The 12427-nt window shown below is 72.1% G+C and carries 4 protein-coding genes; 1 reads left to right on the top strand and 3 read right to left on the bottom strand.

The window, feature by feature from the left end:
- Positions 1 to 52: 52 nt before the first annotated feature.
- On the top strand, positions 53 to 862 hold the full coding sequence (locus B207_RS0104060; RefSeq protein ID WP_018635235.1) for a DUF427 domain-containing protein: 810 nt from the start codon (positions 53 to 55) through the stop codon (positions 860 to 862).
- Positions 863 to 941: 79 nt separating this feature from the next.
- Here B207_RS0104060 and B207_RS0104055 read toward each other — a convergent pair whose 3' ends face one another.
- The 3 genes from B207_RS0104055 to B207_RS0104045 are packed head-to-tail and all read right to left on the bottom strand — an operon-like array spanning position 942 to position 12072.
- Positions 942 to 6176 (bottom strand): ATP-binding protein, encoded by a 5235-nt coding sequence (locus B207_RS0104055; protein ID WP_018635234.1) that lies wholly within the window; start codon positions 6174 to 6176, stop codon positions 942 to 944.
- Complete coding sequence (mads7, locus tag B207_RS0104050; RefSeq protein WP_018635233.1) at positions 6173 to 7852, bottom strand: methylation-associated defense system protein MAD7; 1680 nt, start codon at positions 7850 to 7852, stop codon at positions 6173 to 6175. Before mads7 ends, B207_RS0104055 begins: the two co-directional genes overlap by 4 nt.
- Positions 7849 to 12072, bottom strand: a complete 4224-nt coding sequence (locus B207_RS0104045; protein ID WP_018635232.1) for a protein kinase domain-containing protein — start codon at positions 12070 to 12072, stop codon at positions 7849 to 7851. The genes mads7 and B207_RS0104045 overlap by 4 nt, the downstream gene beginning before the upstream one ends.
- Positions 12073 to 12427 lie beyond the last annotated feature (355 nt).

Below are 12427 nucleotides of genomic sequence, written 5' to 3'. Positions count from 1 at the left end.
AACCGCACACGCGGGCAGACGTGGGCGGACGCGGCGGAAGGAACAAGACGCCATGACAACACCTCCTCCCACCAGCACCACACCCGCACCCGCGGGTGCGGCCGCCCTTCCGGCGGCCGGGTCGGTGAAGCCGGCAGCCACCACCGGCCGGGGGCGGGTCCACGCCGAGCAGGCGAACAAGCGGGTCAGAGCACTGCTCGGCGGCCATGTCGTCGTGGACACGATCCGCCCCGTACTGGTCTGGGAAGGCCCGCACTACCCCGTCTACTATCTGCCCGCCGAGGACGTCCGCGCGACCCTCGAACCGAACGGGAAGACCACGCGCTCGCCGAGCCGGGGCGACGCCGTCCGCCACGACGTGGTCATCGCCGACCGGACAGCGCCGGACGCCGCAGGCACCTACCCCGACTCCCCCATCCCGCAGCTGCGCGGCCTCGTCCGGCTCGACTGGGACGCGATGGACGTATGGCTGGAGGAGGACGAGATCGTCTACGGGCACGCGCGCAACCCCTACCACCGCATCGATGCCCTCTCCAGCTCCCGACACGTCCGCGTGGAGATCGACGGCGTGACAGTCGCCGACTCCGTCCGCCCGGTCGCGCTGTTCGAGTCCGGCATCCGCCCGCGCTACTACCTGCCGCTGACCGACGTGCGGACAGAACTGCTGGTGCCTTCCGACTCCGCGACCCACTGCCCCTACAAGGGCACCGCCGGCTACTTCTCCGTCCAGGTCAACGACAAGATCCACGAGGACGTCGTCTGGCTCTACCGCACCCCACTGCCCGAGAGCATCCGCATCGCCGGCCTGGTCTGCTTCTACGACGAGAAGGTCGACGTCTATGTCGACGGGAAACACACCTGACGCGTCCGTCCACAAGCCGTCGGCGACCACCGGCCATCCCGGTGCCGGCCGCTGCTGCCGAAAGCGGCCCGCACCGGGGTCACGTCTCGGGGCGGAGCATGCGGGTGCGGCGGGCGACAGCCATGTTCGGGGTCTGGACGTAGGCGTTGCCGACCGGGAGCTGCTCGAGTTCCTCGGAGAGGTCCTTGCTGGTGCGGGTGCGCAGGAATCCGGCTGCCTTGCGGGACTGCGGGTAGTTGACCCGGTAGATGATTTTGGTGCCGGCGTTGGCGAGGACGTCGGGGTGGAAGTCGTCTATGCCCTGGCTGGCAACGACGACGGCGACGCCGAACTTGCGGCCTTCCTTCATCAGCCGGGGCAGGGTCGCGTCCTTGGCGAGGCGGTGTGCTTCGTCGAGGACGATGGCGAGCCGTAGCTCCCCGCTCTGGCCCCAGGTGAACATGTCCTTGTAGATCTTGCGGAGCAGGAACGCACCGGCGGCGACCTGCGCCTGTTCCACTTCGGCGAAGCCGTGCAGGTCGACCACCAGGCCGTCGCGGATCAGGTCCTGCACCTTCACACCGGTGTTGTCGGTGAACAGGCCGTATTCGAGCAATGGGCGGCAGCGGGCGAGGACGTTCGCCACCCCGCGTTCCTTCTCCAGGGCCGCGATGGCGTCGCGTACCTCGTCCAGTGTGGGGATGCCCTGCGGCGGCGCGAGCTGACCGTGGCCGTGCGCCTCATAGCGGCTGATCAGAGCCTGGTAGACCACGTCGCGCTGGATGTCGCCCAGTCCGCAGACGTAGGCGAAGATCTCCGAGATGGACAGCGCGTTCATCTTGTACGCGTGCCGTCCGCCGGCTTCGGTCAGCTCGAACGGTGAGAACGGCAGCCCGGCCGCCGCGTCCTGCACCCGCAGTGACCGAGGACGGCGTGGGTCGGAGCTGAACTGGCCGTGGAAGTCGATGACCAGCGCGGGCAGGCCACTCCCGGCGGCGCCCTGCAGCAGCCGGATCGTCGTCTCCGACTTCCCCTGCCCGGGAATTCCGAGGATGAACAGGTGGGGGCTGCCGATCGTGGCAACTTCCCAGACGACGTCCTCCTCCGGGGGCAGTGTTCGTCCGACCGGCACCCGGACGACTTCCAGCGCGCCAGAAGAAGCACGACGCACGGAGGCTCCGCCGGTCTCCGGGACGGATGTCGGGCTGGACGTCTCGCCACCGGCCGGTGCCACGTCGGAGGCGTCGGAGGCGTCGGACTGCCCGGACCGCTCACCCTCAGACGATCCCGACGATCCCGACGATCCCGACGGTTCCGACGGTTCCGACGGTTCCGATGATCCCGACGACTCCGGCAGTTCCGGCCGCTCAGGCAGTTCCGGCCGCTCAGGCGACTCAGGCGTTCCGTCCACGTCCAGGGCAGGGGTGTCCGCGGGGGTGTCCGCAGCGGGAGTCTCGACCCCGAGGTCCGCGGCTGTCAGTGGGTGGATGCGCGTCTCGCCCATGGTGAACTCGTCCACGCCGTCGCCTCGTTGGACGAGGATGTAGCCGCTCTGCTGGTAGGAGACCGAGGGGTCGGCGGTGTCGAGCCGGTCGATGCCTTCCTGCATCCGGCCGAACGTCGCCGCGTCGGTGATCAGCCCGCGTCGCGCCGCGCGCCGCAGGTAGTACCGGAGCAGGGTGGCGAGCCGGGTCCGTTGCAGCGGCTGGTCGATGCGCGCCGGCTCGGCGAAGAACAGCCGCTGGACGACGTCGATGGTCGCCCGGGCCTGAGCGTCGATGCCGCGGGCGAGGTCTTCGCTGTCGAGCATCCCGCGTGATTTCACCTCGACGGCCTCGATGTGCAGCCGGCGTCCCGGGAAGCGCACCAGCAGCAGGTCACAGCGTCGCGCTTTCTCGCCGTGGGCGCCGCCGCGGTGGGCGCGCGGCCCGAACAGGTCGAGGTGCGCGTCAACCGGGATGATGATCGTGTCGGCGAGTTCGCCGCGCCGGCGCAGATGGGAGACGACGGCGGCGAGCGCGACTGCCTCCTTGGCGCGTTTGTCGTTGCCGGTCGCGGCGAGGATCAGCCGGCCGGAGACGAGGAGCAGCTCGTCGACCACCGAGGACACCGACTCACCGGGCTGTTCGAAACCGAGCTCGGTCATCGCCCGCAGGAACATCTTCTCGACGTCGGCCCGGTGCGCCGTCGTGATGGCCATCTGGTGGCCGAGGCCGTCGAGGAACTCGGGCGCGTAGTCGAGGATGTAGCGCCGCCCGTCGAAGGATCGCCGCGACGGGTCGTCGAACAGGTCCAGGCCGAGGAAACGGTCCAGGACGACGACCCAGTCGCACCGGTCATGCGCGAGGCCGAGCACCCGTCGGGTGTCGCCGTCGACCTGGACTCGGATCCGGGCCGTCCGCATGGCCCGGTCGTCCCTCGCCGGGTCAGCCGGGTCAGCCGGGTCAGCCGGGTCGGCGCTGGCCGCCGTACGGTCTCCGCTCGTCGTCTCGTCCCCGCCGGCGGTGAACAGGCTTGAGACGGTTTCGGCGAAGCGACGGTGCAGGTCGGTGACGGGTGTGGAGTCCGCGCCGCGCGCCGTGGGGAACTCGATCCCCACGTCCCAGGCGAGCTCGGTCGGGTCGCGTCGGGTAACCAGCTGGGTAATGAGCCCACGGAAGGAGACGCTGCCGCCGCTGGTTTCGGCGACGCTCATGTGCAGCTGGGGGCGGCTGATGTCGGCGAGCACCGCCAGATGGGCGTCCCGGGCTGCTTCGATCGCGTCCAAGGGGGCGGCGGAGATCTCCAGCGCCGGGTCGAGGAAGTCGCTGCTCCGTCGGGTGCGGTTGTCGGCGATGTCGCGCTGCAGCTGGCGCAGGCCGGGCAGCGGGTTCGTCTCCGAGGCGCCCTCGCCGAACACCTCGATCCAGACGTGTGGCGCCGTGACGGCCTCGTCCTCGCCGAGCTCGCGTCCGGTGCCGGTGCCGGTGCCGGTGCCGGTGCCGGCGGGGTCGCCCGTGTCAGCGAGATCGCCGGTGTCGGCGGTGACGACGCGCAGGGCCTCACCGAGGAACTCGCCGCTGCCCGGGTTGGTCGCCAGGATCCGCAGCCGCTCGGGGCTGCGGTGAGTGTTCCGGTAGAGCCGGATGCGGTCGGCGAGCCGGGCGGGCGGCACTTCGCCGACGCTGGCATCGGCGCTCGGCAGGCCGAGCACGGTCACCGTCTCGCTGACAGCCGTCGCCGGGTCAGCCTCGTCCACGGGTAGGTACAGCCCGTAGAGCAGCCGCAGGTTCTGCGCGAACACGTGGGGCGCGCCGTCCGGGCCGGCGAGCAGGAACGGCAGCCGGGCGGGTGACAGCCTGGCGAGCAGGTCGAGGTCGGCGTCGTCGCGGCGGTCCTTCGCCGCCAGTGTCCGCATTTTCGTGCGCCACTGTTCCAGCTCGGCGTGGTAGCCGAGGTACCAGGCAACGCGCAGCGGATGGGTGGGCAGCATGATCAGGGCGTCCACCGGGTGGCGCCGGCCGAGGCGGATGCGCAGCCGAAGGGTGTCGATCGAGGTGAGCACCCGCGGGTCGGGGGCGCTGGAGTCCCGGCGCAGGATCCGTCCGTAGGCAGCGGTGTACTTCGCCCCGAGCGCGGCCAGCTCGTCGGAGACGGCGGCGACTTCGAGCAGGCCGCGACCGGGCTGGGCGCGGACCGCCTCGAAGAACTCCCGGCGGGCGGCGAGGAACGCCCGGCCCGCGCCCGATGGCCAGTCGGGGCCGGCCGCGGTGGCGGTCGCCGCGGCGAGCAGCTGGCCGCCGCCCACCTCGGCTTCGTACCTGCCGACGGTCTCCGGCTCGGCGAGTACGCGCGTGGACAGCTCGCGCAGCGGTGCGCTCACTCCGATCCGGGTGAGGTGTGTCCTGCTGCCCCGGCCGAAGCGCAGCTGCAGGTAGGCCAGGTCGGCGGTCTGCCAGCCTTCGGGCGTCTCGATGTCGGTGTCCGCGCCGGCCTGTTCGGCGCGCAGCCGCGCCACCGGCAGGGAGACCGCGGTGTCGCGCCGGACGGCGGTGCTCTCCGGCGGCGGCGCGTCGTCGAGCGCGAACTCCTTGCTGGTGGCCTGGGCGGGGGCACCGTCACGCAGCCGCAGCACCTGGTTGTTGCGGTCCAGGGCGCTGACCCGGACGGTCACCAGCGCCGGCACCCGTTCGGCCTCTTCGGTGTCGACGTTCACCGTCAGCCGGTGGCTGTGCCTGCTGCCGGCTACCTTCGCCGCGGGCAGGGTGACGTCGAAATCGGTTTCGGCGCCGTAGAACTCCTCCGACGGGATGATCTCCACCTGCCAGCGGGCCACGTCCTTCGGCTTGGCGGGTTCCGTCGTCCAGGTGATCTTCACGAAGCCGCCGCGGGCCGAGCAGGTGGGTGCCTCGCCGTCCGCGCCGGCGCGCAGGCCGGTGCTCGCCGCGATGATCCCTTCGGCGTTGGCGAACGGCTCGACCTGCAGCGCCATCAGGTCGCTGTCGGTGGGGAGGTCCAGCGGCCAGCGGTTGAAGGCCAGGTCGGCGTTGTCGTCGGAGGCCAGGTCGCGCAGCCACGCCCGTTGGGACAGGCGGGGCAGTGCGACGAGGTACCGCTCGATCTCGCGGTAGCGCTCGTCGTCCTGGCGCAGCGGGCATTCCGCGAGCCGGGTGCGTGCGTCCGTCTGCGAGCGGGCCGGTTTGACCAGTTCCTTGACGCATTGGGCGTTCGCGGCGAGCCGGGAGACGAATGACGCGCCGCCCTGGTCCGGGATCAGGCCGAACAGGTGCAGGTGCGTTCCGGCGACGTGCTGCGCGGCCGCGAGGCCGCCCGCGACCGGGTCGGCGGCGGTGGCACCGACGGCGAGCAGGTACTCGGCCCGGGCCTGGCGTGAGCGTGGGAACGCGTTGCCGCGCGCCGCCGCCTGGACTTCGGCGAACAGCTCTCGCAGGGGCCGGTCAAGCGGCTGCAGCGCGTCCCGAATGATCTTCCCGAACAGGTCCTCGATGTCGATCGACTCGAACGAGTTGTCCAGGCTGCTGGCCGCCGGGCTGTCGGTGCCCGCGGGCACGAGCAGCAGGAGCGCGGTCGATTTGCGGTTACGCAGCTCGATCGCGCGTTCGGGGGAGACGATCGCGTCGCTGGCGCTGACGTCGGTGCCGAGGACGGCGACCACGCAGCCGGCGCCCATCGCTGTTTCGGCGAGTGCGGCGATCGCCGCGTCGCGTACCGCATGGCAGTCGTCGAGGCGAAGGTGATCGAGCCGCAGGCAGCGGCCGGGGGGTGCTGCCTGCAGGAAGTCGGTCACCAGCCGGTGGGCGACCCGGGTGGCCAGCAGGGGGCTGAGATCGGTCATCGCCGCGCTCCGGCAAGGGGGTTGATCACATACTGGGCGTTGAAGTCGTCGGCGAGGTCAGCGAAGAAGCCCATCTGGTGCAGCCGGCCGGTGAAGGCCGCCAGGTTCTGGCTCGCGACCGCACGCGCGGACGCGTCGTCGCGCGCGGCGGGTGGACGGTGGATCAGCAGGCCCCAGCGGTGTTCCAGGGTGTCGAGCAGGTCGGCCAGTCGCACCCGGGGCGCCGGGGCGCCGGCCGCCCGGTCCATCAGGGTGGTCAACAGCATGGTGGTGAGCAGCTCGTCGGTCATCGCGTACCGCCACGCCCGCCGGCCGTGCAGGTTCCCGCGCAGCAGCCCTGCCTGCTTGCGCAGGCCACCGGTGTTCCACAGCCAGCTACCGGCGCTGGTCACCGCCTTCGACGCCTGGGACTGGCGCAGTGCCGCGAGCAGGACGTCCAGCTGCGACCCGCCGGGCGCGAGGCCGGCCAGCTCCGCCCGGGCGTCCTCCTCGGACGTCCGCAGCTCGGCCCGGGTCGTGTCGACGATCCGTTCGAGGTCCAGGCCCGCGCGCCACTCGACGTATTCGAGGTCGCGGATCCCGACCAGGGCGACCAGCCAGTCCGGGCCGCGCCGGCCCTCCACGTACGGCCGGAGCTTCTGCTCGCTGCTCGCGTACCGGTCGAGGGTCTTGAGCAGGATCATGTCCTCGAAGTAGGCGGGCAGCCGTTCCAGGTCGCGGGCGACGCACTCGCCGGCCAGCCGGTCGGAGTCACCGCCGGTCTGGCGGGTGAAGTCGACGTAGATCTCGGTGCGGGCGGGATGCAGGTCGCGGCTGAGGTCGGCCGGCAGCGGCCGGTTCTCGCCGTCGCCGCCGCCCCCGCCGTCCCCGCCGCGGCACAGCTCGCCGACCACGCTGAACAGCCGCAGCGTCATCGTGAACAGGCCGATGTTGAGCAGCGCGGCCAGGTGACGCGCCAGCGCGGTCGTGGGCAGCCGGTTGCGGTAGACGGTGAGGAAGTCGAGCAGCAGGTCGCCGAGGGAGATCATCAACCCGGGCATGACCGGGCTCCAGTCGAGCTCGGTCCGGCGGGTCAGCACCTTGCCGGGCTGGAAGCCCTCCAGGTAGTAGAGGCTGAGCAGGACGTTCGCGTCGAGGTCGTCGGTCTTCCCGTCGAAGGCGGGGACGAACTGCGAGTCGATCGTGACACCGCGGCCGAACGCCTCCCGGAACAGCCGTTGCAGCGTCTGCTCCGGGTCGGTGGCGCCGCGGCGCAGCAGCGCGTCCTTCAGCAGCCGGTAGACGACCAGGTGCACCTTGCGGTGCCGGGTGCCCTCGACCGGCAGGCCGGCGCGGTAGGCGCCGATGTGGATCGGCTGGACGGCGGCCAGCTGGACGTCCCGGTGGCCACGGCCGCTGTGGCCGAGCCGGACGACGCTGCTGTTGACCCACTGTGTCAGCACCGCGCGGCCGTGCTCGTCGTCGAAGCCGTGCAGGTTCGGGTGCGCGGCGAGCGCCTCGACGTACCTGTCCGGATCCGTCGCGTCGGCGTTCGACCGGGCCAACCGACGGCCCTTCGTCTCCACCATCTCGAACAGCACGGGCAGGAACCGGTCGACGTCGAAGTCGTTCAGCTCGACGCCGGTCAGCCGGTCGAACTGGTAGGAGCGCAGCTCCCTGGGTATGCGCAGTGTCATCGGACGTCCCGCAGCAGCTCGATGGTCGTTCCGGTCACCCTGATGACGTTCCGCCGGCCGTCAGGCTCGATGATGATCACCCGGCTGGCTGGCTGGAGGGTGAGGCCGGAGCGGAACAGGCCCAGCTCCTCCAGCAGCGGCGCGACCTCGGGGTTGGTCGGCAGGAAGCCGGCGTTCGCGCGCATCAGCAGCTCGAACAGGTCGACGTCGACCGGCAGGCTCACCTGCCCGGAACGGTGCCGGAGGATGACGATGTCGGCCGCCGTCTCGACGAACCGGTCGTCGACGTCCGCCACGACGACGTCGAACTCGTCGGTGGGCAGCACTTTGACGACCGCGCCGCCCTCTTCGGAGGGCTCGCCCACCGAGACCGCGACCCCGTCGCCGTCGTAGCCGACCGGCCCGATGCAGCGTGACAGGCCGCGCAGCAGCTTCGACACCACCGCGACCCGGTGCCCCGCCGCCCCGGGGCCTGCCGCGCCGGGGCCTGCCGCCTCGGGGCCTGCCGCGCCGGGGCCTGCGTCGGCACCGCCGGGGCCGGGGGTGGGCTTGGCGAGCAGGGCGCGGAACTCGTCGAGATGCTGGTACGGGCCGAGGTGGTCGACGGCGGCGAGCTCCGCGTCGGTCGCGGTGAAGTACCGGAGCCGCTTGGCGCGGGCGATGTCCGCCGGGGAACGGGTGCCGGGTGCCAGCCACCGCTCCACCCGCGGCGCCGGCACCGCTGCGGGGTCCAGGCTGCGCCACTCGTCGAGCAGCCGGTCGCGCCCGGCCTCGGCACCGAACGCTGCCGCGCTGAAGTGCCGCTCCGGGCGGGCGGGATTCCCGAAACCGTCACCGAACTCGGCGTGGATGTCGGTGCAGCCCAGGTCGACGGTCACCAGGTAGGCGAGCGCCGAACGCAGATCACGGATCGTGGGGCGGCGGCCGCGGCGCAGGTGCGAGGTGAGCACCAGCCGGTGCAGCCGCTCCTGGACCCGCCCGTCACGCAGGCCGCGGGCGTTGGCCGCGATCGGGCAGCGGTGTTCGGCCGCGCAGCCGCCGCACGCCGCCCACAGCTCGTCGGTCAGCAGCGCGTCGAGCATGCGCACCGTCAGCGAGCCTGCTGCCAGGCCCACCGACGCCATCGACCGGCCTTTGAGATCGATCCGCAGCACACCCGCGGCGTTCCCGGTTCCACCGGCACCGGCCTCGGCCTCTGCGCCGCCCCCGGCGTCGGCGTCGGTCCCGGCGCCACCGCCGAGCACCTGCGTGATCCGCGGGTAACGGTGGGCCTCGCGGTCGAAGAAGTCGAGCAGGCGGCCGTCGTTCGCGGCCAGCAGCGCGGTGTAGCGACCGTCCCTGGCCTGGTCGTTGAGCGGGTCGAGCGCACGGCGCAGCAGCTGGTCCGCCGAGATGCCCTCGTGCGACTCGCTGGCGTCGTAGACCGAGGCGAACTCGTGCCCGTCGAGCGTCATCCGCCAGCCGGCCGCGTCGCTCTCCAGGACGCGCGCGCCGCGGCGCCGCAGCTCGACACCGAGCCGTTCCAAGAATGCAGTCTTCCCGTCACCCGGGTTCCCGCTGAAGACGACGAGCCGGGGCCGATGGTCGATGATCCGCGGCATCAGCCTGTCGTCGAGACGGGTCGGGATGTAGGTCTGGTCGGCGAACTCGGAGTCCAGTCCCCGGTTGCCCCGGTTGCCGAGTCTGCTGTTGCGGAACAGCTGCCGGATCTCGTCGACGGCCGGGTTGACGACCAGCTCACGCTGCGCCTGGTCGGCGGGCGTCCCCACCGCCGTCGGTCGCACCGCCGCTGCCGGCACCGCCACCACTGCCGGCACCGCCACCACTGCCGGTGCTGTCACTGCTGCCGGTGCTGTCACTGCTGCCGGTGCTGTCGTAGCCGCGGACGACGGCGCCTCCGCGTCGGTCTGCGCGGGGACGGCCAGCCGTACGGTCTCCGCGCTCTCCGCTGGCAGGGCCGCCCCGGCCGGCGTCGACGGCGGGGCCGGCGGGAACGACAGGGCCGGCGGGAACGGCAGCGCCTGCGGGGGCGGCAGGGGCGGCGGTTCGAACGCGGCCTCGACGGCGTCCCGGAACGCTGCCGCGGAGGGGAAGCGGGTCGCCGGGTCCGGGTGGCTGGCGCGGGCCAGGACGTCCAGGAACATGGTGCCGGCGGTGCCCGCCGCCGCGATCTCCTCCGGCGACGGGGCGACGAGAAGGTACTTGTTGCGCTGCGCTCCGTCGACCGCGTAGGGCAGGCGGCCGACGAGCGCCTCGAAGACCAGCACGGCCAGCGAGTACAGGTCCGCCGCCGGCGACCAGGCGCCGTCCGCCGCGATCTCCGGCGCCTGGTAGGGCAGCGTGCCGACCAGGCTGTGCGCCTCGCCCTCCGCGCGGGAGGCCACCCCGAAGTCGATCAGGGTCGCCCGGTCGTCCGCGTCGACGATGATGTTGTTCGGGGACAGGTCGCGGTGCAGCACATCACGGTGGTGGGCATACGCGAGCGCGTCGAGGATGTCGGCGAGGATCCGGCGGGCGGCGCCGAGGCTGCCGCGCAGCCGGGGCGCGAGCTGGGCGACGGTGCGGCCCTCGACGTACTCGGAGATCAGTGCCGGGCCGGGCGGTTCGAGCAGGTAGTCGTGCACCCGGACGATCCGGTCGTGCTTGAGCTTGTGCAGCAGGACGAACTCGCCGCGCAGGTTGTCCACCAGCTCGGCCGACTTCATGATCTTGAGCGTGTGGTGGACGTCGAACGCGCGGTCGAGCATGAGCCAGGTGGTGGCGGTGGCACCGTCACCGAGCTGGCGCACCAGCTCGTACTTGCCGATCTTCACGCCCGGCGCGGGGCGCACCAGGCGCTTGCGCTCCTCGGCCAGGTGCGCGGCCAGCAGGTCCGCCACCTCGCGGGCCGACGGGCGGTCCTGCGGCAGCGCGGCGAAGCACTCGTTCAGCGCCGCGCGGACCCGGTCCGGCAGGGACGGCGGCGCCTGCGGCTCGCGCGGCGGGTCGGACTGGCGCAGCTCCCACCAGCCGAGCAGGCACAGCGCCAGCGAGTAGACGTCCGACGGGTGGATGGCCAGGTGCGCGGTGCGTCGGCATTCCGGGGCCCGGAACGGCCCGCCGTCGTGGTCGACGTCGTCCGCGTCGATCACCGTGCGCTCGTCCGCGATCTTCGCGATCAGGAAGTCGGAGAACACGACCCGGCTGGTCTCCGGGGTCACCAGGATCCGGCTCGGGTTCAGCGCCCGGTGGGTGATGCCCGCCGCGTGGATGTCGGCGAGCCCGGCGAACGCGTCCGCGGCGATGGTGGCGAAGGTGGCGGCCGACGGCTGCCGCCCGGCCCGGATCAGATAACGCAGCGTCTTCTGGCTCGGGCCCGGCGGACGCATCGGAGCGACCCACATCTGGTCGTCGTGGACGCCGAAGTACGGGTCGACGGGGAAGACCCGATGCAGGTGGGCGAGGCGCCGCATCGCTTCGTACTCGCGCAGGATCAGCTCGTCGCTCGCCTTGAGCTCGGCCTCGGTGAGGCCCTGGCGCTCGTAGGTGAGCAGCACCCGCACCGAGCCGTCCGGATGCCTGCCGACGTAGCGGGGGCCCCGCGGGGTCGGCTCGAGGTTGCCGACGATCTCGTAGGCGCCGAGCATCTTCGGCAGCTCCGGCCGCGGCCGCAGACCGGTGACGACGGACAGGACCGCCTCGCGGAACGGGGCCAGGTCGAAGTGCGCCGCGACCGAGCGGTCGATCTCGCGCAGGCGCTTCTCGCAGCCGTCGAGCCGCACGACCTGGCTCGACGCCCGCGGGTCCTCGATCTGGAAGGTGACCTCGGGTGAGGACATCACGACCAGCGAGTGGACGAGGTGCAGCTGCTTCTGGCCAGGCGGCGCGGCGCTCCTGAGCGCGGAGGCGAGCTGCCGGTCATAGCGGGTGAGGTTGCCGGCGAGGATCCGGGCGACACCGACGGCCTGGTTGATCGGGTTGCCCCGCTCCTCCATGGTCCTGCGCTCGTACCAGCGCTCCTCGGTGCCGATCAGGTCGACCCGCCAGGACTTCTCCTCGATGACGGTGACGCTGTTCGGCCCGACCACGATGAAGTCGGAGTCACGGGTACCCGAGCCGGCGACGAGCTGGCGGCCGCAGACGACCGTCCACCGCTCGTCCAGATGATCGCGCAGGTAGACCGCGGTCTTCTCCTCGCCCGGCCCGCTCCACGGACCATGGACGACGATCTTCGCCCCCATCGCGCCCGCCCCCTCACTCCACCCGACGCCGCGTGCCGCGGCCTCGGGGCAGGCACGGGGGTGACGCGGTGCCCCTCGTCGTGGGATGCAGCCTGCCGTGGCGACGCGCAGGGCGTTGCCGCCCGAACCGTCTCCCCCACCATCGGCACTCCCGTACGCGCTGCCGCGTACGCCCACCTTCGGGCACCTTATGCCACCTCCCACACAGAGTGCGACGAAGGGGCCCCAGACCGCTATGCGCCTATGCGGCGCCTATGCACCGGCGGCCCGCGACCTCACCCGACCGCCCCCGTCGCTCTCCGCACCCCATCGGCAGGCCCGACTCGCGCAAATAGATGGCTCTATAGGGTGACTT

Source organism: Parafrankia elaeagni, assembly GCF_000374165.1.
Lineage (GTDB): Bacteria > Actinomycetota > Actinomycetes > Frankiales > Frankiaceae > Parafrankia > Parafrankia elaeagni.
Note: the sequence above shows the minus strand (reverse complement) of the source record. Positions and strands in the feature narration are given on the sequence as shown.

Bases quoted from the DNA above. Each gene is read 5' to 3' on its own strand.
- B207_RS0104060 (WP_018635235.1), top strand. From the start codon at position 53: ATGACAACACCTCCTCCCACCAGCACCACACCCGCACCCGCGGGTGCG.
- B207_RS0104045 (WP_018635232.1), bottom strand. From the start codon at position 12,072: ATGGGGGCGAAGATCGTCGTCCATGGTCCGTGGAGCGGGCCGGGCGAG.
- B207_RS0104055 (WP_018635234.1), bottom strand. From the start codon at position 6,176: ATGACCGATCTCAGCCCCCTGCTGGCCACCCGGGTCGCCCACCGGCTG.
- mads7 (WP_018635233.1), bottom strand. From the start codon at position 7,852: ATGACACTGCGCATACCCAGGGAGCTGCGCTCCTACCAGTTCGACCGG.